This window comes from Cryobacterium sp. 10C3 (assembly GCF_034314285.1).
GTDB lineage: Bacteria > Actinomycetota > Actinomycetes > Actinomycetales > Microbacteriaceae > Cryobacterium > Cryobacterium glucosi.
This window is the reverse complement of the sequence record NZ_JAVIWF010000002.1, coordinates 522,117-542,959: the sequence shown is the minus strand read 5'-3', so window position 1 is coordinate 542,959 and position 20,843 is coordinate 522,117. Positions and strand designations below refer to the sequence as shown.

The window sequence follows — 20,843 nt, the reverse complement described above, 5'->3', positions numbered from 1 at the left end:
TGCGGCCGAGGCGCTCTTTGGTAAACTCTCGTCGTCCTCCCGACGCGGCTGGATCTGAGACTAGGGTGCCGCAGGAGGTGCGGCAGAAATGTTCGCCTGCCGCTTCGCGGCGCGCCCGCCCGCGAGTGAGGAGAGGACGATGGTCACGAGCGCGCCGAGGAGGAGGGCCGCGCCCTCGCCAGGTACGAAGAGGTGGGCTTGCTCACCGATCGTGGCCGCGGCGACGGGAACCCCGAGCTGGGCAGCAGACAGCAAGCCCAGAGGCAGCTCCTGACCGAGGAACCGAGTGGCGGCGTGGGCGAGCAGGGCGCCACCACCGAGCGCGAGGCCCAGGAGAATCATCTGCGGGTGTGTGAGGAGGTCACCGAGGTTGAGAGACGCGCCGAGCCACACGAAGAAAAGTGGTCCAAAGAACCCATCCGCGAGAGCGAACAGCTGTCTGGCTAGCCGGCGGGGCTCGCCGATGGCGGCGACGACCAGTCCGAAGGAGAACCCGGCCAACATGATCGAGACGTGGCCGAAGACCGCGAGAGCCGACATCGCAAACAAGACCGCCAATTGGATGCGGAGTTCGAGAGCGAACTTGCGCTGCTCGGAGAGCCGATGCAACCGCAGTCGAGCGCCGTTTCGCTCCAGACGCGACAACGTCAGGTAGAGCACCGCAGCGGCCGCAGCGACGGCGCCCGCTCCGAGGGCCGCCCGGGCGGCGTTAGGCGGATCGATCGCCAGAGGCAGGGCGATGATCGCGACGTATTCGGCGATGGCGACCTGGGCAGTGAGTTGCAGCACCGAGTTTCCGCGCAGCCGCAGGGAATCAATCACCGGCAAGACGAGTGCCGCCGAGGACGATGCCATCAGTACCGCGTAAAGGGGAGCGTGAGCACTCCCGAAGACGATGGCGGCACCAATACCAAGCGCCACCGCCAGGACTCCGGCGAACAACGCACGAACTGCGCCCGTGCCCAGTGCGGATCGGATCTGCGCGTCCCGCACGGGCACGTGTGAGCCGGCCACGAACATGATCAAAGCGAATCCGACATTGGCCAACAGCGTGATCGATGGGTCCGACGAATCGACCAGACGAAGCCCCGTATGGCCAACGAGGATGCCCGCGAGGATCTCGCCCAGCGTCACCGGAAGATTCCACCGTCGCGGGATCGCCAGCAAAGGCCCGAGCAGCGCAACGATCGAGATGATCGCCAGGGTTTGGAATGTCATCGCGAAACCACCACTAGGGGACGGCCGGCCTCCCCAAGATCAGGTCGGCCAGCTGCACGGGAATGTTCGTGTTCTCATCGGTGTGATATGTCGCACAGACCCGGTGGTACCCGTCTGCAATGTGTACAGGCACCGCCGAAGAGAGATTGCCACGAACGAGCAGAATCGGCGAGAGCTTCACGCCAGTCCGGATTTTCATCAAGTCAGAGGCGACGTGGGGGTTGGTCACATCAAGGAGCGGTAGGCCCGCCGCCCGCAGAATGTCCTTGGCCTTCTGAATGGTGATCGGCGTATCCTGGAGCGCCTGCACGGTGGCGTCGACGCTCTCAGCCTGCAGGAGCAGGTGCAAGTAGTCCGCGGCGCTCGGGTAGTCCTGCGCCTCGGGCGACTCCAGCCATTTGACTTTTTTGGGCATGGGGACCTCCTCTTGTTCTTCAAGCAGGCTTTGGGAATGAACTTTCCTACCCCGCCCGAGCCGGAATCCACCGCCCGGTAGCTTGAGCGTAGTGGTGATCCGGCTCTTTGAGAGGCAACCGCGATGCTGGCGTCGAAAGTGCATCAATTTGCGCTGAGTTCGGCTTACGGCGATGAAGAGCCTCCCGGTAGGTACGTTCATCGTCGATGAATTGCAAGGCTGCGGATCGGGGCGTGACGGCGACAGAGCCCTTCACCGGGCTGTCAAGGCAGGAGGGGAAGCTCACGGCTGCAGGGCCAACGACCGGCTACAACGAGGAACGATGTTCTCGGGCCTCGGGCCTCGGGCCTCGGGGACGGCAGGGCGGTGACTCCGCTGTTCTCGAGATGGTAGCTGGCGCCATTTTGGTGAGATGACGTCAGCGCGATGAACGATGCGGTCGATCATGGCCGCGACCGCGACTTGGTCGCCGAAGACGTCTCAAAGCAGCGAGATCTGACTCGCCCATTCGGCCCCGTACTCGCAGTCAGCCGGACCCCCCTGCGCTGAACCGCCAGGCCACCTAGTCCGAGCCCGCCGAGCTCATAGGGATGTCGGCCCGATGGCTTTATCTCGTCCCGACGGAGGAGCGGCCATGAAAACTGGTGGTCCCCCTCTGTTTCTTCTACGTGAATTGAAGTGTCTTCCCTGAATATTTGCTGTGTGAAACGTGACAGGGTGCATCCGCGAGAGCAAGCAATCGAGAAGTAGTTTCCGTATAGGGAACAGATCCGGTTTTCTTCACCGCATGCAGCACAAACCACGCACCATGACGAAGGGAATTTCCATGTTGTCCAAGACAGGTAAGACACTGACCATCATCTCTCTTGCTGCTGCCGCTGCCCTCGGGCTATCAGCGTGCGCGAGTACCACCACGAGCGCTCCGGCTCCAACGCAAAGTGCGATGGCAAGCCCGAGCAATGATTCTGCGGCGATGCTCGTCGGCACGGGGTGCGCGGCGTATGCCAAAGAAGTTCCCACCGGACCTGGCTCAGTGACGGGAATGTCCACCTCGCCCGTCACTGTCGCTGCGTCGAACAACCCGCTCCTGAAGACGCTGACGGCAGCAGTCTCCGGGTCCCTGAACCCGGCCGTCAACTTGGCAAAGACTTTGGATGGGGCGCAGTACACGATCTTCGCCCCGGTGGATTCCGCGTTCGCTAAAATCGATGCCGCCACCCTCGCCACCCTGAAAACGCCTGCTGGAGCGGCGACGTTGACCAGCATCCTGACCTACCATGTCGTTCCCGGTCAACTTGCCCCGGACATGATCGCTGGCCCCCACGCCACCGTCAACGGTGCCAGCCTCACCGTGACCGGCAGTGGAGACACCCTCAAGGTCAACGGTGCCTCGGTGATCTGCGGCGGAGTTCAGACCAAGAACGCAACCGTGTACCTGATTGACACCGTCCTGATGCCCCCCACCAAATAGCATCGTCTCAGTTCACCGTTGGCAATTCCTCGATCTGCGATCGACGCAGGCCGCGCCCGCTGGCCCGATCACAGATCGAGAACTCACGCGACCGACCAGAGCAACCAGACGTTCGCCTGCTCCGGAACCACGACCGGACTTCGGCGTCAGGTGCTCGTTCGATGCGTTCGATACGTTCGATGCGAGCCTGGACAAGCTCGGGCTCGACAACGTCGATCTCTACCTGATCCGCAGGTCGATGCCCGCGAAAGACTGCCACGTCGAGCGCTATGTGGATGAGGGCGAATTAGGCGAGGGCTTGCTTTCACTTGGAGCCAGGCGAGCGCCAGCACTGGCCAATCGTTTGAGGTTCGCAAGGCCCGATCCACATCGATTCAGCTTCCCGCGTGGGGTGATCTCGACGTGAAGCGGGATGCGCGTCGTGCGACACGGTGGGGGTAGCTGCGTCGGCGCACGGGATGCTCGGCGGGGCGGTGTTCGGACTGCTTGGCACTAAGGCTGAAGAACCATCGTTTCGCGATCTCGACGAGTACAAGGTAAATAACGACCATTCCGACCAGCGCCAGGAAGAACGGTGCCGGGAGCGGAGCAAATCCGAGCACATCGTAGAGCGGTGAGTACGGCAGCCAGGCACCGATAGAGACCACACCGAGGGATGCCAGAGTGAGCCCGAGCGAAGGACGACTACGGAAGAAGGGAACACGGCGGGTGCGAATCGCGAAAATGATGAGCGTCTGCGTAGCGATTGACTCGATGAACCAGCCTGATCGAAACTCGGGTGGTGCCGCGCTGAAGACGAAGAGCATGAGAGCGAAGGTGGCGAAGTCGAAGAGCGAGCTGATCGGTCCGAAGACAATCATGAAGTGGCGGATGAAGCGGATGTCCCAGTGCGAGGGTGCATGAAGCTGTTCCTCGTCGACCCGGTCGCTCGGGATCGCGAGCTGGCTGGCGTCGTAGAGCAGGTTGTTCAGGAGGATCTGGCCAGGGAGCATTGGAAGGAAGGACAAGACCACCGATGCGACGGAAGCGCTGAACATGTTGCCGAAGTTACTGGATGTGCCCATCAGTACGTACTTGATCGTGTTAGCGAAGATACGGCGGCCCTCCATCACGCCGTTTGCGAGCACGCTGAGGTCCTTATCCAGCAAGAGCACGTCCGCAGCATCCTTAGCGACGTCGGCCGCAGTCTCGACGGAGATACCAATGTCGGCCCGATGAAGGGCCAGAGCGTCGTTGACGCCGTCGCCGAGGAAAGCGACCGAACGTCCTTTCTCGCGAAGTCGTTCAAAGATCCGCGCTTTCTGCTCAGGTGACACACGGGCGAAGATGGTCGCTCGGCGGGCGGCTTCCCCGAGTTCGTCGTCGCTGAGGGCGTCGATATTCTCGCCCGTCAAGGTGCCGCCGGAGATCATTCCCAGGTCTGCGCAGACCTTCTCGGCCACTTTGGCATTATCGCCGGTCGCGATCTTGAGGGCGATACCGAGGGAGGCGAGCTGGTCGAGGGATGCGCGCGCATCGGCTTTGGGTTTGTCCACGAAGACGAGAAAGCCGGCCAGCGTCAAGTCTTGTTCGTCGGCGGCTTCAATCAGGGCGAGGCCTGCTACGACACGACTCGCCACCGCGACCACTCGCGCGCCCGCTTCGTACTGGGCGTCGAGAATGGCCTGGGCGCCCGCCGAGACGTCCGAGCAGCGCCCGAAGACGTCCTCTGCTGAGCCCTTGGCGATCAGGCGGGGAGTACCCTCAGCGTCGACAACGAGAACGCTCGTCATGCGCCGGTCGTGATCGAACGGAACAAGGTCGAGCTGGTGCGTGCTGCCCACGACGAAAGAAGCTGCTTCTGGGCCCTGCCATAGGGCGGCATCCAACGCGTTGAGACCCACAATCGATGGATGAGTTTTGGTGTAGTCGGTCTCCGTCGCCAGCAAGCCCAGACGAAACAACTCCTCGGCCGTGATCGTTCCGTAGGCGGGTATCGCAGCAGTGAAGCTGATGCGCCCCTCGGTCAAGGTTCCGGTCTTGTCCGTGACCAACAGATCCAGATCGCCGAGGTCTTCGATACAGACCAAACGCTTGGGGAACGCCGTTGACATTCACCCGCAATTGTTGTTAGTTATGGTTAACATGAATTCTGAGCGCAACTACTCCATGACCAACCGTTCGATCAGCGTCGCCAAGACCCGGGCGCGCATTCTGCGCGCCGTGCTGGAACTCGCGACCGAGAAACTGACCGTCGAAATCGTGCTCGCCGATGTCTCTCACCGGTCAGGTGTGACCGTGCAGACGATCCTTCGCCATTTCGGGAGCCGCGCTGGCCTCTTTGATGCCGCCGTCGAGTTCGGCAGTGCCGAGGTCGTGGCCGAACGCGCCACTCCGGTGGGCGACGTTACCGAAGCGGTGCGGGTGATCATCGATCACTACGAGACCAGAGGCGATTGGGTGATCGCCTTGCTCGGCCAGGAGGGCTCCGACGAGCGCATCCGGGGCATCACGATGCCGGGAAAGCAGCTTCACCGCGATTGGGTGGAGACGGTGTTCGGCCTGCGGCTTGCCAAGCAAGCCAGCCCCGAGCATTCAGCCATCACCGACCTGCTGGTTGTTGCGACGGATGTCTACACCTGGAAACTCCTGCGCCGCGATCGCGGCCTCAGCCGCGAACTGACCGAGCAGAGGATGCAGCAGCTAGTGGATGCGATCCTCGCATCACCGAGAGAATGAGGGAACTGAAATGTCTCGAGTCCTTTTTGTCACCTGGGATGGCGGCGGAAACGTCGCTCCGGCGGTAGGAATAGCGCAGGAATTGCTTCGTCGAGGTGAAAAGGTGTCCTTCCTCGGCCAGGAGCAGCAGCGCGCGGCCTTCGAGCGAGCGGGGTTCGACTTCGCCTCCTACCGGAAACCTGGCCCGTGGACCGCAACGGGAAAACGGGGTGCCGCCTCAAACGCCATCGGCTTTCTTCGCCTGATCACCGGACGCAGCCTCGGCCGCGACCTGCTTGCAGAGGTGAAGAAGGCGCCACCTGATCTTGTCGTCATCGACTGCCTGCTCTTCGGGGCGTTGAACTCTGCGGCACAGGCGGGGCTTCGCCGAGCGGTGCTCGTGCACTCCCTCTACGACGCCGTCGATCGGAAGATGGCCAGCGGCGCCCCGGGGGCCGTCGCACGGATGACCGGCCTGCGTCCGCGAAGACTGTGGGCCGAAGCCGACCTGGTCATCGTCGCAACCCTCGAGGAACTGGACCGACCCTCTCATCGGGGCTCGACAGTGAAGCTCAACTACACGGGGCCGGTGCTGACGGAGCTTGCCCGGGATATCGCGTCGCCGGCTGTCCCACCGACGCCGACGATCCTGGTGAGCCTGAGCACAACCTACGTCGCCGGGCAAGCCCAGGTGCTTCAAAAGGTCCTCGACGCCGTCCGCGATCTCCCGGTGCGGGTGCTCGTCACGACTGGCCCGGCAGTAGAGCCCGACGAACTACAGGCGCCCGCAAACACGGCACTGCACCGCTATCTCCCCCATGCCGAAGTGATGCCCACTGTCTCCCTGGTCGTCGGGCACGGCGGGCACTCGACCACGATGCTTGCCCTGGCACACGACCTACCCCTAGTCATCCTGCCGATCAACCTCATGTTCGATCAGGTTCTCATCGGACGCATAATCGAGGAAAAGGGGGCAGGGGCAATGTTGCCATCGTCCTCGCCCCCCGCGAAGATCCGCGCGGTCATCGAACAGGTATTGGCCGATGACGCATATCGGAGCGAGGCCGAACGCCTCGGGAAAGCGATCCGCGCCAGCCGGGGACGGAGAAGGCTGCGCAGCTGCTCCAGTCGCTGATGTCCCCGTCGTCCACACCCCATCGTTGACGGGGTCCCAATCACATCAATTCGGGTGTGGAGCGTGTGCTGGCGACCGCGCAGCTGTCGGCATGATTATGGCTTGGTATGAGAGATCTCGCAGGCGACTCGAGCACCACGGCAGCACAATCGCAGGGTTGCACTTTAGCCTTCGGCAATGGGGAGAATGCGGAGTCGCGGCTGGAAAACGGTCATGCCGGCACTCATCGCCCTGGCGGCCATCACTTCGGCCGCCTGGATCGGCATCACTTTCCTGGCACGGTTCGCTGAATTGAGGGCCGACCGCGAGGGCTAACAACCGCGCTCACGATGATCTCGTTCGAGTAACCCAGTGGATTACTGGACGCACAGGCCAGGTCGCTGGTGCGTCCTTCGCTCGGGAACGCGTCGACGCCATCGATGAGGATCGTCGGCGAGCCCGCGAACGGTACCTGCGGGGCATCTTGGATGATGACAGAAGCCGGTCTTCGATGGTGGCGTCGTGTTTACGTTCGGGTCCGGTGCGGACAGGACGCGGAAAGAAGGGCTTGACTAGATGGGCGTGCAGGGCACGTTGGAAAGGCCGTGTTGGGCGTTGGAGCTTTGCGCACCGCATTCGACGATGTTGCCGCGGACGGGCGTGAGAGCGAATCCGTAGCCGGGGCCGTTGACGTTGGCGGTGTTGTTACGAAATATGTTCCCGGTTCCCCATCCGTCGAGAATTTCGTGGGTTTGGAAGCCGTCCTGGGGTGAGTTGGTTCCCGTGTTGGAGTCGATGGTCCAATTGTTGCCTTTGACATTCACCCAGGCATTGGCTGCAGACTGCACAATCATCGAACCGTCGAAGGTGTTCTGATTGAGGGTGCCGCCGGTTGTTCCCTCTTTGATGTCGACGCTTTCCGCTGTGGTGCCGGAGATGGTGTTCCCGGTGATGACGTTGCGGTCGCTGGTGTCGGGGGCGCAGTTGCTGATAGTGCACCAGTTGCTTTCGGCAGTGCCGACGTAGATGCCTTCACCGAATTTGCGCTTGAAAAGCCCTGTATCCGAAATCGTATTGCCGACTAGCGTGTTGTCACTGCTGAAGGCTCTCAGGTGGATGGCTTCATCGCCCACGTGCTGAACGGTCAGGTTCTGGAGGACCGTGTTGCTGGTCCCATCCAACATCACTCCCTTCTGCCCGTTGCGGACGGTAAAACCGTCTAAAACCCAAAATGCGGCGTCTTGGAGGTGCAGAACATACCCGTGACGGTCATCACCTCCGTCCAGAACGCTGCTCTTGGTTCCGCAGAGGGTGATGGGCAGCGCGGCGCTACCTCGCCCGGACGCGGTGAAATTTCCGGAATAAACGCCGTCAGCGAGCTGGATAACCGTTCCAGGCTGCGGGTGGTCTAGTGCCCGGGTGAGCTCGGCGGCGCTGGTCACGATCACTGTGGCGGCACTGGTGGGGCACCCCGCGTTTCGGGTTGGCGCCGTGGCAGCCGGGCTGGCGGAGGCGAACTGGCTCGGTTCCGTGGCAACTCCTGGGTCACCCGAGGAGGTATTTTCCTGGGTCAGCCAGCCGCTGTAGAGGACGGCGAAAACGGCCAGCAGGGCGATCGCCAGGACCAAGACCAGAAAGACTGGTGGGTGCTTCATGGCAGCCTCCGGGCCGGAACGGGCGTGTGTTCGGTGTTTTTTGTTCCTTCGCGGGTGGCAATGTTGCGGGATGGCTGGGCTTGCTCGGGGAATGGGCTATGGATGCTTCGAAGTTGTAGATGTCGTTTGCGGGTGACTGCGCTTCCGACGAGGAGTGTGGCGAGGAAGAGCCACACGAAGGTGAGGGGTTGGAACACCCAGTTCGTGACCGTTGCGAGTGTGGGTGCTGGGTGCCACCCCCGGACGTCGTTGTTCCCGACAATGCTGTCACCTGAGGATGCGGCAGTTGTTTCGGACCAGATCGCAGTTGAGCCGGTCCCGGATACGGTGTTGTCGGTGATGTGCGATTGGCTGGTGTCGCCTTGGAGGGCCATGCCGTGGTTGGTGATTCCGGCCACGACATTCGCCGTCACGGAGGCAGCAGAATTCCGCAGGGACACGCCGGTGTCCCCGCCGCTGATGGTGTTTCCTGTCACGGTCGATGACGTTCCGGCGTCTCGGATCGTGATGCCCCGGTTGCGTTGGTCCTGGAGGGTGTTATTCGTCAGCTGCACGTTGGCTGCGCCGTGGTCCACGAGGATGCCGTCCTCGTTTCCAGCGATGGAAGACGCTGTCACTTCCACGTTCTGTCCGCCGCTGATTTCAATGCCGTTTCGCGTGTTGCCCGTAATGGTGCTGTTCACGATTCGGTTTCCCCCGTATCCCTCGGTGCCAAATCCTGCCGGGCCGGGGCCGAGGGCGAGAGGTTGGCCGTCAATGTTGAAGCCGTCACGCCCGTTGTTCGCTGAAATGTCATCGTGATAGAGAGCATTGCTGCTGGAGCGGTCCAAGGAGAAACCGTCGCCATAATTGTATGTCGACGTCGTGTTGCTGATGGTGGTTTCGGTGACCGACTGGTGCAACGCGAGGCCGTCGATGAGGCTTCCTGTGATCTGGGTATCGTCAACGGTCAGATTGTGTGCATTGCTCGCGAAGATTCCGTAAGCGTTTCCTGTCACGGTGACATGGTCAACGGTTGCGGAAGCAAGGGTGTGTTGCTCGCCTGCTCCCTCGGAGATCTTAGCAAGGTCCGCTCCGGCAACCACGGGTGCGCCGTTGGGGATCGTCCCCGCTCCTGGGGTGCCCGAACCGATCGAGGAATCAAATATATTCGACGGGTCCGTTCCGGTGAACGCGAGGCCGCCAGTGTTCCCGCCCCAAAAGCCGAGATTCGCTATGTGCGCGTGGGTGAGGTCGGTGTGTCCGCCGATTGCCCGAATGTACGCCCGGCCATCGCTGGTGATGGTGTCCGGTGCTCCCAAGGCTGGATCCCAGCTCGTGATCGTCGCTGCGGCTGCCGCCGAACCAGACACACTCAGGCTACCTCCGAGAGTGACGATCGAGACGAAGGAAGCCGGGTCACTCTTCAGGCGGAGGCTGATCCCTTCGGGAGCGTCCAACGCCAACGTCGCCCCGGTGAGGACAACCAGGTTTTCAGTGAGAAAGTAGGACCCTTCGGGCTGGCGGATGAGAGTGTCCGGGGCCAGTGCGAGCAGGTCCGCCAGGGTGTAGGGGCTATCCCGCCCGGGCAAGACGAGAGTGAACGTTCCGCTGGTTTCCAGCCGAAACGGACCCACCAGGCTGCGCACTCGGAACGGAGCGAGGGTGGCCATAGCCCGCACATAGACCAGCCGTTTGTTCTCCCCGGTCACCAAGGCCGACTCCCGCGCCGGATCACCCGGATACAGAGTCCCCACAGCGCCAGAGCCAACCGCATCACCACGAGCATTACTCATCGGTGCGGATTGTTTTCCAACACTGACCCCGAGTATCCACGTGGCCGCGACCGCAGAGGTCACGAGCAAAACAAGAACGATAATTACAATGGGCCGCCTGATACTCACAAGGACACCTGCTCCGTGTCGAGGTCCGTCCTCAGGCTTTGGTGGTTTTGACCGTCGCCGCCGATCTGGTCAGCGCGCCGAGTCAACCAGCCCTGCCGGTTCATCGTCGCAAACGCATAGACCTTGATCGGCAGCGCCACCAGAATCACCGCGAATGCGTACAACGGCAGTAGCCAAATGTCTCTGGGATTCTCGCGAAGGTTGGATATCCCTCGAATTCCGCGACCTAAAAGAAGCCACGACAGAGTTCCCGCGACGCCCCAGGCAGTGAATTCCAGGCGCTGGAAGAGCAGATAGTACAAGCTGAGCCCCATCGTTATCGGCGTGACCAGGATTTGCAGCACGGTCACCTTGGTGATGAAGGGGACATGCCACAGCCATCCTCTGAATGCCGCCGTCAAGTAGCAGCGGTAGGAGTTGCGGCTCCACCGCACTCGTTGCTTCACGAAAGCACGGAAACTCGAGGGAAACATCGACACCGCCCGGGCGGAGGACTGATGAACCGTTTTATATCCTGAAGCGAGAACCAGCCATGTCAGGCGCCCGTCATCTCCGGACACGCACCGCCGGCCGAAGAAGAACTCATCCTCCAAGTGCTCGAGAACGGGCAGGACCGCCGCCCGACGATACACGGCGGTGCGGCCAGACACACAGGGCACCGCCCCAGCCTTACCCATCGCCGGAACGTAGTCGAGATAGCGCAAGTTCACCATCCAGTCAGCGATCCTCCGCCACACGCTCGACTCACGCTGATACACGTTCTGGCGCGTGCCAACCGCACCGACCAGCGGGTCGTCAAAAGGCATTTGCACGTTCTCCAACAACCCGTCACCCCACCACGTGTCCGAATCCGTCAACACGAGAATGTCGAAACGAGCCAAACGAATACCGCACCCCAGCGCAGACCTCTTACCCGCATGGTGGAACAGCACAGGGATCAGTCGGGGATCAGCCAAATCCTCGATACGTTCGAACGCCTCCAGATCGACCACATCCAAAACAATGATGATCTCCCCCGGGTCTTGGGCCCTCCAGGAATCCAGACAACTCATCAAAATCTCAACATCCTCGTGAAACGAGGGGACCACGACCGACGTCGACGCCCGAAAACCCGTGACAATGGGCCCCACCCGGTGCGACAACACAAACCGGAACAACCACAGGCCCCACACAATCGTTCCCGCCACGGCCAAAGGAAAATACGGCCTGACAACGGCCACAACACCACTGACGACCGACCAATCAAAACCAGCACGGGCATCCGGCGCTGCAACCAGTTCAAAATACAAGAGTGTGGTCCTTTGCTAGCGATCGCCGGGCGAGGGCACAAGCACGGAAAGCGGCACAACGTCTTCGTTCCCACAAAATCGTTCACGCTCGTGCAGAGTCCATTTGCAGCGCGCCCGAGCAAAACTAGCGGTGTCGTCGGCACCGGCATCGAGACCATATCCGTGTGACCAAACGGTCACTAGGCACGACTGAGAGCAATGTGGTTAACCACACACCCCCGCGGTGTGAAGAGAGAGAAGATCCGCCGGGTTGTCACCCGAGGACGAAATTTGGCACGGCGCCCGCCCCGGCACCCGGCCGCGCGATCCCGAACTGGTCGCCACCGGCCATGGCAAGGTTCACGCGTGGGGGACGTCACCAGGAGTACACGCGATGACCGCACCCCATTTTATTGACACTGCCCGTTTTCTGTCCGAACAACTCGAGCAAGCCTCGCCGGACCTGATGCGGCAGATGCTGACCACGTTGATCAACGCGCTGATGAGCGCCGAGGCCGAAGCCGTCTGCGGCGCCGAGTATGGCCAGATCTCCGCCGACCGGACCAACTCCCGTAACGGCTACCGGCACCGGGACTTCGACACCCGCACCGGCACCCTCGACGTCGCGATCCCGAAGCTGCGCACCGGGACCTACTTCCCGGACTGGCTCCTCAAGTGCCGCCGCCGCGCCGAGGCCGCCCTGACCAGCGTCGTGGCGACCTGCTACCTCCTCGGAGTCTCGACCAGGCGGATGGAGAAACTCGTCGAGTCCCTCGGCATCACCCGCCTCTCCAAATCGCAGGTATCGATCATGGCCAAAGACCTCGACGAGCAGGTCGAGCAGTTCCGCACGAGGCCCCTCGACGCCGGCCCCTACATGTTCGTCGCCGCCGACGCCCTGGTGCTGAAGGTGCGCGAGGGCGGCCGTGTCGCCAACGTCCACGCGCTCCTCGCGACGGGCGTGAACAAGGACGGCCACCGCGAGATCCTGGGCTTGCAGGTCAGGCGCCGCGTGTCGCGCGAGCAGCCGACTGCAGCGACGCCTGGTGTCAGCGCTCTTCGAAAAGTAGGCCAGTTTCGCTAACGGCCTACTTTTCAACGAGCGTCGACGTCGACGCATGGCTGCATCTCCGAATCGCTGTTCCCGGGGACTTATGAAAGGGTTCGTTCACCTGAGGTTCATCTCAGCTTTCCCCACCGTTGTCCCCCTTATCAGGGGTATGCCTTGCGAGATCCGTATCGTTCGATCGGAACCATATCGACGATCAAAGGATGGATCTCTTGCGTCACGCATTTGTTCAGTTCAAGCGCACATCGTTCGCAATCCTGGGTGTGGCGGTGACAATTGGTGCTCTGGGAGCTTCAGCACTTCCGGCCTCAGCTGTGGAACACCGGGACTCCACCCCGCCAACGGGCTACACGGTGTATTCCTTTGCCGCCGTCGGAGCCGAGTCCAAACCAGATGACATCTCCCGTTTGGGCGATCATGTGTTCGTGGCTTTTCAGAACGGGGTCGGCTCGCTCGGGGAAGCGTCCCCGAGCGGAGTCACCTCCAGCACAATCCAGGAATACGGGTTGGACGGTCGCCCGGGCACGTCGTGGCAGGTCACCGGCAAAGTGGATGGCCTCACCGCCGACAACGCTCATCACCGCCTGCTGATCACCACCAATGAAGACGGCAACTCCCACTTCAGCACCCTGTCCCCCGATGACGAGCACGCGGTGAAGACCTATGACTACGCGGGCCTCACCCATGGCGGTGGCACCGACGCGATCTCTCTCGTCCACGGCCGGATCGTCATCTCCGCTTCGGCGCCCACCAACGCGACCGGTCCGGCCCTGTACTTCGTGGACCTTGACGGCACGACAGCAACCCTCACCCCGCTGTTCGCCGACAACGCCCTAGCGACCGCAGCCAATGGTGCCAACGCAGGCCACAGCGTGAACTTGGCCCTGACGGATCCCGATTGAAACACCATGGTCCCCCGCACAGCGTCTCGGTTCGGCGGTGACTTCATGCTCACCGCCCAGGGCGACCAGCAACTCGTCTTCGCCTCCCGCGCAGAACCCTCAGCCACGCTTCACGTTCTTTCAGTGGCGCAGCCGATGGACGACACCGTCTTCGCGGGCCGGCCCGAGCAGACGCTTTGGATCACCGACCCGACCCACAACACTATTGACGCCGTCACTGGACCGTTCTCCGCCGGGCAGGCCATCTCGTCAGTCACGCCCGATGCCGGACCCGCCTACCTCGCGACCCTCAACCTGACCGATGGAACCTTGAACCCGATCAAGGCCCTCGCCGCCATCCAGCCTAAGGGACTACTGATCATGTCGAACAACACCGAGCACACAGACAACACAGACAACACAGACAACACAGACAACACAGACAACACAGACAACACAGACAACACAGACAACAACTAACAAACGCACCACGTGATCAGCGGGCACCACGACCTCCAGTTGTGGTGCCCGCTGACATTTTGCAGAAGATTTCGCTGTTTCAGCGTATCTATCGAATCTCGCCCGCTCGGAGGAAACCGTGAGGTCCTCGTTGGCGGCGGACTCTGGCGCAGGTGAGCGGAACCTCGAGCCTATTTCCGCCGATACGGAATTTGTCAAGTTTAATGGGGCCAGCGTGAGTTAGGCGGCTAGTTTCGTCTCGTCTTCTTGTGCTTCGGCAGGCTTGTTGATCCAGGCCGCGTTAGGGATCTTGGGATCGACGCTGGTGCTGAAGCGTTCCGGGTTCCTGGCCCGGGCTTCAGCCAGGGTCGCGGACCTCTCGGCGGCTTTGCCTGCTGCGAGGCCGTAGTGGACGTCAGCGGGCGTGTTCAGGCCGATGCCGGTGTGATGGTGGGTGTGGTTGTAACCCTCGACGAAAGTGTCCATGAAGCGGCGGGCGTCGCCGAGACTCGCGAAACGTTCCGGGAACACCGGGGCGAACTTCAGCGTTTTGAACCACGACTCCGAGTACGGGTTGTCGTTGCTGACCCGGGGCCTGGAGTGCGACTTGGTGACCTCCAGATCCGACAACAACGCGGCGACGGTCTTGCTCGTCATCGACGTGCCCCGGTCGGCGTGGACGACCTGCGGGGTGCCGTGGATGCCGAAGGTTTCCGTCATCATTTCCGCGGCCAGGATGGCGGACTCGGCGGGGTGGACCTTCGCGCCGACGATATAGCGGGAGAAGATATCGATCATCACGTAGCAATCGAAGTACTTGCCCTTGATCGGGCCAGCCAGCTTCGTAATATCCCACGTGAACACCTGGCCGGGGGCGGTGGCGACCAGTTCCGGGATCGCCCGGGCCGGGTGCCGGGCCAGCCGGCGGCGTTCCTTGACCTGCTTGTTCTCGGCCAGGACCCGGTAGATCGTGGAGATCGACGCCAAATACACGCCCTCGTCCAGCAGCTGCGCGTAGATCTGGATCGGCGGCAAATCCACGAACCGGGGCGAGTTCACCACCGCCAGGATCCGGGCCCGCTCGAGAACATCGAGCTTGTTCGCCGGCACCACCGCCGGCCCGACAGTCGGGATGCGCGGTGCCCGGGTCGCCGTCGACCGCGGCAACCCCACCAGGACCGCTGCGGTGCGGGTGGACACGCCTTGGCGGGTCAGGGCACGGTAGGTGGTCATCACGGTTTCGTCTGCGGTGTTTCGTCCCGCGAGCTCTTCGACAAGTTTTCGAGTAGCTCGTGCATTTTTGACATGATCTCCAACGCCACCCCCGTCGTCGCCAGACGCCGCTCGGTGACATCGAGCTGCCGGCGAAGCCGGGCGATCTCGGCCTGCTCGGGCGTGAGCTTGCCGATCTTCTCGCCCGCTTTCTTGCCCTGCAGGACACCCGCGTCGCGGAGCTTGCGCCACTCGGTGATCTGCGAGGAATAGATGCCCTGTTCCCGCAGATACGCGCCGCCCCCGTTCCGGGTCGTGGCGTCCTCATACGCGGCCAGATGGTCAAGCTTCTGCGCGGGCGTGAACGACCTCCTGGCGCTCGGACCACCCGCGCGCGGGCCGGGACTGCTGTTCTTACTCATCGAACTATCGTCGCGCACGACGATCAAAGACGGGCTGGACATGATCGGGACTTCCTGATTCTCGCCCTACGTCAAACGGCGGACTTGCTCTGAGCTACTGGCCTCAACTCACCCTGACACGTAGGGCCCCAGCCTGCAAACGTCTGGCGTCAAGCGGGTTCATCATCAGTTGGAGTCGTCCGGGGTCGATTTTGACGGAACCTGGAGCATAGCCTCGGAAAGTCATGACCGGGTGCGCTAGCTTCCACTGGCCCAGCGGCTGACTTATGAGTGCTGGGTCCCTCTTTCGCCTCTCCCAGAGAGTTTCCATTGCACCCATTGTTGCGGCGGATGCAGCGTTAAGTGATCCGACGATCCCGTCCAGAGTGGTTTGAATGTCTTCAGTGAGATGGTAGCCAGAGAGCCTCTCACTCGTCTGCCGGATTCCCTGCAGATTGGAAAGGCCAGGGTTTGCTACAGGGAGACGGTGCACCGTGTGCTTTGTCCGTTCCCTACCGATGGATATCAATTCGTTGCGATGCTCGCGATGGACTGACATGTTGCGCATTCCGAGGGTCCAATCAGTCCAGCCCGTGGGTCCACTCTGCACGAGGGCAGATCCGAAGGCTTGCACTGTCTTCAGCTGTTCCGCCCTGCCGACGTCATTGTTGAGGAGAAGGGACTTGAACAGGATCCGAAGCTTCGGGCTCGTTGGACTTGCATTGATCTCATCAATGGGCTGAAACAGGCCAAAGTCAGCCCGATGGATGTTGACATTCAGTCCGGAGATTCCAATGACAGCGCCGGCAAGGCAATCCAGCACAGATCCCATCGATATATACAAACTCCGCTCATACACGTCTAGTCGAAGCTCCCGCTCGTCGTATTTTGAGTTGGAAACGTTGGGGAAGGGGGTGCCCTCATTGCGCATCCTCATGCTTATGTCGCCGTCCTGTTGGTATCTGGTCTCCCGATAGTTCTGGAGACCGACCCCAACGGCCTGAAGATTTGCGCCCACTGCCTGTATCAATCCAACAATGTAGTCCGCAGTCTCGGCAGCGTCCGCTGTCCCGGCAGCGTCCCCTTCGACCTGCCCTGAGCCCATGAAACCGGTGGGGCCAGCCTCGTCCATAATCATTCGCGTCGAAAGTTGACCTGACGCGAAGATCCCCTCTTTAACGAGCGATATATCCAACATGGGCCAAATCTACGCGTCAGCCGTACGCAATACGCGCAATTTGTCGCCTGGTAGAGATCGAGAAGACCGCCGGACTCGCCGGCCACGAACCTAACGAAGACAATATCGGCCGGTGCCGTCGCCGCCTCACCGGGGAGATCACACTTATAGAAGCCCAAGGCGAGATCAATGCGAAGTACTGTCAGGACCCCGCCACGGATGGCGGATCTGGCGGTGTCTTATGAGCGTGGCTGCCATGCTGGGACTCCGCGAAGGCGGGCGATGAACTCGACCCAGCGGACGCGGCGACGGAGACGCGCGGAGTCCGGGTACCGCTTGTTGCTCTCACCCTCATAGTGTGAGCGAAACGCCCAGCCGGGGCTGATGGAGCACATTGTGCAGTTGGTGAGGCTCGGCGAGGTATCAGCGCCGATGAGCAGGCTCCGGCAGTTCTCGCAGTAGGACGGTTCGACATCCTCGGCGGTGAGCGGCCTGACCCCATCGACCCACCAGCGCCAATCGGTGGCGTTGTAAGCGGACTTTTTGACAGCCGCCAAACTGTTTTGCTGCCACGAACGGATGCGGCCGAGCCGGCGTTCAATGCGTCGGCGGAGCGCGACCCGGCGGGGGTCCGCTCCGTCGTCACCCTCGAACCAGTCCGGCTGAATCGCGCAGCGCCAGCAGGGTAGGAGCAGTGGCCGGCGGCTGCCGCACACGTCACAATATCCGGGCAGTCGCTGGATGGAGACGACCGTCGACGTCTTATGCCAGGTGTTACCGTACAGATAAGAGCCGTCGCTCACTTCGAGTGAGACGCGAACACCAACCTCCACGCGGCTGAGCCGGCGCAGCCGTGCCCACCGGTTGTCGTACGCAGCATCGAAAGATCCATGCGCTGGCGTCCGGCGCCAGTAGAGGCTGGGCTCGGTCTTGAATTCGTGGACCGTGCCACTCAATGTGGTTACTCGCCAGTGACCGGGTCCATCCATCAGCTCGTGCATCTTGGGTTTCATGCGAACTACATGCGCGGGACAGTTCGGAGATTGGCGACCCCGCGCATGAGCTCCATATGCCCCTTCCAATGCCCAGCACTTTCGACCTCGACCTCAGCCTCGAGTTGGTCCTCTGGGAGGAGCCCGAACCGCTGAAATACAGATGGAAGAATTCGTCAGGCGACGGGTGGTCGCCAATGATCTCTTGGATATTTCTAGAAAGTCTGGTCTCAATGGTGGGCACCGGGACCGGCTGGAATTTTCTGATCGTGGAGAGGATTCGCGAACCGGGCCAGCCATACCCGAGCTGGTTCGCGCAATGCCTCGGCTCAAGCCGGGCGATCGCCGTAGAGCTCGGCTGGCATCCGGAAGCAGGAATCGAAAACCTGTGGCGGATCGGTCTGGCGACCGGCGGCGCGTGGCCTCTTGTGAATGTTCACTCAGACCCGACACTTCAGCTCATGGTGCAGCCGCGGCAGGCGCTCTCGCCGCCGAGCTTGGCCCTGACAGTGATGGTGGATTGGCTAGCCGACGGTGAGCTCGCGGACATTTTCGTACCGCAGCGTGTGCGGTACTGACGGGTGCCGCGCATGTAGGCTGCATGAGCGAAAAGATGCATCAAACTTTCTGGGCCTGCGGCGAAGCCACCGACGGAGAGCTGCGGCTGAGTGTGACGACCGGCGGGCTGCTGGCGTCTTTCATTGAAGGATACGGAGAGATCGGTCGTGCGGAAACTATCGTAGAGGGCGGTTCTTGGGCCGACCTCTTGCGTCAGAATCGCTTTGCTTATGCCTGTGAAGTCGCCACCGAGTACCAAGCTCGGGCTTTGGCGAAAGGTTCGTCGAGCGGGACCTGGTCGCAGTGGGCCGAATCCGCGTCCGCTCTGGAAAGGCTCTACGCACCTCGATGCGTAGTCCCTTCAGCGGAACCATGGCCAGGTGGCAGTGTGAAGCTGGTCCTCGTGCACCCGATCCTGAAGTCGCTTGATTGGGAGCCACCTGCGCCGAGCCGATCACTGATCGTTATTGACCCTCGGACGGAAGTCGATCTGCTCAAGGGCATGAAGAAAGTCGGTGCTCTCAGTTCGACGGGTCGGCTCGATGCAAAATCCCGGTATTTGCATCCGCTCGGAATGTGAGTCGGTTTCGACGTCGGATGACACCGAGTTATGGGACGCCATTTCGTTAGCGTTGCTAAATTGTTCTTTACCGCGCATGCGTATAGCGAATCGAGGTTGTCACCTCGGTCGCCGAACTGAAAGACACGCCATGCCAAATGCCACTCCAACCGTCACCGTTTACGCTCCGCTCTGGGACGCTACCGACGTTGCGACCTACGCGAAGATTAGCGTCGGTACTGTACGCAACTGGGTCGTCGCCGGTCGCATGCCCAAGCCCCTCCACATCGGCCGGACCACTCGCTGGCCGGCTGATGCCATCGTCGCGTTCTTCGGAGCTATGTAATGGCCGGCAGACCGGTTCTCGAGCTCGGCGCCTACGGCAACATCAGCGCCAAGCAGGTCTCAGAGGGCGCATGGAGGGCCGTAGCTTGGCAGCGACACCCAACGACCGGGGAGCGCAGGCAAGTGCGGGCATCCTCCAATACGGAAGCCAAAGCGAAGGCTGCCCTCAAGAGCAAGATGGACGCTCGAGTCAAGACTCCCACGAGCATCGGTACCCCTGCGCTGAGCCGGATGTCAACGGTTGCCCAGCTCATCGAGCTGTATATCGCGGAACTGGACGACACCGATTTGGCATCCGCAACCGTCACTCGATACACGCGCACCGCCCGTTTCCAGATTCTGCCGGCTATCGGCCAACGCCGCCTTCACGAGCTAACACAGGGCACGTTTGCCAAGCTCATTCTTGACGAGCACAAGAAGTCCCCCTCCGAAGCAAAACTCATCCGGGCGGTGTCCGGCAACCTAATGACTTTGGCGCTTCGTCACGATGCCGTGGCCTCTAACACCGCGGTCAATGCAGCGGGACACCTCCCCAAAGTAGAAAAAGCCGACCCTGAGACGCTCACGCCCGATACTGCCGAGCAGATGTTCGACCTCCTGATTGCTGCTAAAGACCGGTCGCGTCCAGGCCCGAATTCCCGCAAAGGCAGCACCGACTTAATCGACGTCCTGTCTCTGCAGCTTGCTCTCGGTGCCCGAGTGTCTGAGGTTGCCGCCATTCAAGTGCAGGACATCGACTGGACGGCAGAGCCTCCCGTCATCACGATTCACCAGGCCGTGTCCATCCAGGGCCCGCGAGGTAGGAAGCTCGGGGCCCGTAAGTATGAGATTCCCGGCTTCTATTTTGTGCAGCCTTACACAAAGGCGAAAGATGTCCGCCGTGTCGTCCTGGATGACTTCGCCATCGAGATTCTGCGCCGTCGGGTTGATACACCAGGTACCGGCGGGCTCATCTTCTATGCCGCCACAGGTGCACCTCTCAACCTCGCCAATCTGCGTCGTTCGATGCGAGCGGCCCTTGCGGGTTCCGAGGTCGAGTTCGCGAGCACCCACTCCATGCGGCGCTCGATTGCATCGGAAGTTGGCCACCACCCAGAGTTTGGGCCGGAAGCCGCACAGAAGCTCCTCGGGCATGGCCAGCTAAGTACAACCATTCGCAGCTACATAAGCCGGGACGTTTCGGTGAGTGATGTGCGCAAGGTGAGCGCGAAATTCGGTCGAAGAGTTTTGTGAGCGCCATCGTAGGAACGTGAGCCCTGCGGGCGCGGATGTCGCCAGCTTTATTTGTGTGGACTTAGCCCCAGGTCTCCACGCGACAGGTCCATACTTAACCACAAAAGCCTCTGACAACGCTGGTTGTCAGAGGCTTTTCTATTTGTGTGGACCTAGCACAAGTCCACAGTTACTCCACACTTATTCAGGTGACAATAGCTGACTCCAAGTGATCCCAAATGACATGGAACCCAGTA

General features: G+C 61.5%; 17 protein-coding genes. 9 read left to right on the top strand and 8 right to left on the bottom strand.

Features of this window, described 5'->3' with window-relative positions:
- Positions 1-60 precede the first annotated feature (60 nt).
- Together RGU41_RS03165 and RGU41_RS03160 are read right to left on the bottom strand one after the other, a co-directional pair.
- Positions 61-1,218 (bottom strand): cation:proton antiporter, encoded by a 1,158-nt coding sequence (locus RGU41_RS03165; protein WP_322135506.1) that lies wholly within the window; start codon positions 1,216-1,218, stop codon positions 61-63.
- Positions 1,219-1,231: 13 nt separating this feature from the next.
- On the bottom strand, positions 1,232-1,633 hold the full coding sequence (locus tag RGU41_RS03160) for a hypothetical protein (protein WP_322135505.1): 402 nt from the start codon (positions 1,631-1,633) through the stop codon (positions 1,232-1,234).
- An 826-nt stretch (positions 1,634-2,459) separates the two neighbouring features.
- On the opposite strand from RGU41_RS03160, the gene RGU41_RS03155 reads away from it, so the two are divergent.
- Positions 2,460-3,104: a fasciclin domain-containing protein gene (locus RGU41_RS03155; protein ID WP_322137288.1), complete on the top strand. Its 645-nt coding sequence runs from the start codon at positions 2,460-2,462 to the stop codon at positions 3,102-3,104.
- Between the two features lie 374 nt (positions 3,105-3,478).
- Here RGU41_RS03155 and RGU41_RS03150 read toward each other — a convergent pair whose 3' ends face one another.
- Positions 3,479-5,197, bottom strand: coding sequence for an HAD-IC family P-type ATPase (locus RGU41_RS03150; RefSeq protein ID WP_322135504.1), 1,719 nt, complete (start codon positions 5,195-5,197; stop codon positions 3,479-3,481).
- A gap of 31 nt (positions 5,198-5,228) precedes the next feature.
- Between RGU41_RS03150 and RGU41_RS03145 the strand changes: the two genes are divergently transcribed.
- The gene (locus RGU41_RS03145; RefSeq protein WP_322135503.1) at positions 5,229-5,822 is read left to right on the top strand and encodes a TetR/AcrR family transcriptional regulator; all 594 of its coding nucleotides are present in this window, start codon (positions 5,229-5,231) and stop codon (positions 5,820-5,822) included.
- 103 nt (positions 5,823-5,925) lie between these two features.
- Positions 5,926-6,936: a glycosyltransferase gene (locus RGU41_RS03140; RefSeq protein ID WP_322135502.1), complete on the top strand. Its 1,011-nt coding sequence runs from the start codon at positions 5,926-5,928 to the stop codon at positions 6,934-6,936.
- A 551-nt stretch (positions 6,937-7,487) separates the two neighbouring features.
- Here RGU41_RS03140 and RGU41_RS03135 read toward each other — a convergent pair.
- The 3 genes from RGU41_RS03135 to RGU41_RS03125 form a co-directional block, all read right to left on the bottom strand.
- Positions 7,488-8,570 carry a right-handed parallel beta-helix repeat-containing protein gene (locus RGU41_RS03135; RefSeq protein WP_322135501.1) on the bottom strand — a complete coding sequence of 361 codons (1,083 nt, stop codon included), beginning with the start codon at positions 8,568-8,570 and terminating at the stop codon, positions 7,488-7,490.
- Positions 8,567-10,261 (bottom strand): right-handed parallel beta-helix repeat-containing protein, encoded by a 1,695-nt coding sequence (locus RGU41_RS03130; protein WP_322137287.1) that lies wholly within the window; start codon positions 10,259-10,261, stop codon positions 8,567-8,569. Before RGU41_RS03130 ends, RGU41_RS03135 begins: the two co-directional genes overlap by 4 nt.
- Before the next feature lie 188 nt (positions 10,262-10,449).
- A complete protein-coding gene (locus RGU41_RS03125; RefSeq protein WP_322135500.1) occupies positions 10,450-11,742 on the bottom strand; it encodes a glycosyltransferase in 1,293 nt (430 codons plus the stop codon).
- Between the two features lie 373 nt (positions 11,743-12,115).
- Here RGU41_RS03125 and RGU41_RS03120 point away from each other — a divergent pair, with 373 nt between their 5' ends.
- The 3 genes from RGU41_RS03120 to RGU41_RS03110 all read left to right on the top strand — a co-directional run bounded on the left by RGU41_RS03120 (position 12,116) and on the right by RGU41_RS03110 (position 14,151).
- On the top strand, positions 12,116-12,805 hold the full coding sequence (locus RGU41_RS03120) for an IS256 family transposase (protein WP_416172946.1): 690 nt from the start codon (positions 12,116-12,118) through the stop codon (positions 12,803-12,805).
- Between the two features lie 188 nt (positions 12,806-12,993).
- Entirely contained in the window at positions 12,994-13,692 is a 699-nt protein-coding gene (locus RGU41_RS03115; protein ID WP_322135499.1) for a hypothetical protein, read from the top strand.
- A gap of 6 nt (positions 13,693-13,698) precedes the next feature.
- Positions 13,699-14,151 (top strand): hypothetical protein, encoded by a 453-nt coding sequence (locus RGU41_RS03110; protein ID WP_322135498.1) that lies wholly within the window; start codon positions 13,699-13,701, stop codon positions 14,149-14,151.
- A gap of 219 nt (positions 14,152-14,370) precedes the next feature.
- On the opposite strand, the gene RGU41_RS03105 is transcribed toward RGU41_RS03110, so the two are convergent.
- A protein-coding gene (locus RGU41_RS03105; protein ID WP_322137286.1) for an IS3 family transposase occupies positions 14,371-15,764 on the bottom strand; the annotation gives its coding sequence in 2 pieces (ribosomal slippage) (positions 14,371-15,434 and positions 15,434-15,764; 1,395 coding nt in all).
- A gap of 103 nt (positions 15,765-15,867) precedes the next feature.
- Entirely contained in the window at positions 15,868-16,941 is a 1,074-nt protein-coding gene (locus tag RGU41_RS03100; RefSeq protein ID WP_322135497.1) for a hypothetical protein, read from the bottom strand.
- A 1,060-nt stretch (positions 16,942-18,001) separates the two neighbouring features.
- Between RGU41_RS03100 and RGU41_RS03095 the strand changes: the two genes are divergently transcribed.
- From RGU41_RS03095 to RGU41_RS03085, 3 genes are all read left to right on the top strand, one after another.
- Positions 18,002-18,490 (top strand): hypothetical protein, encoded by a 489-nt coding sequence (locus RGU41_RS03095; RefSeq protein WP_322135496.1) that lies wholly within the window; start codon positions 18,002-18,004, stop codon positions 18,488-18,490.
- A gap of 23 nt (positions 18,491-18,513) precedes the next feature.
- Positions 18,514-19,050: a hypothetical protein gene (locus tag RGU41_RS03090; protein WP_322135495.1), complete on the top strand. Its 537-nt coding sequence runs from the start codon at positions 18,514-18,516 to the stop codon at positions 19,048-19,050.
- A gap of 447 nt (positions 19,051-19,497) precedes the next feature.
- Complete coding sequence (locus RGU41_RS03085) at positions 19,498-20,607, top strand: tyrosine-type recombinase/integrase (RefSeq protein ID WP_322135494.1); 1,110 nt, start codon at positions 19,498-19,500, stop codon at positions 20,605-20,607.
- Positions 20,608-20,843: the final 236 nt, after the last annotated feature.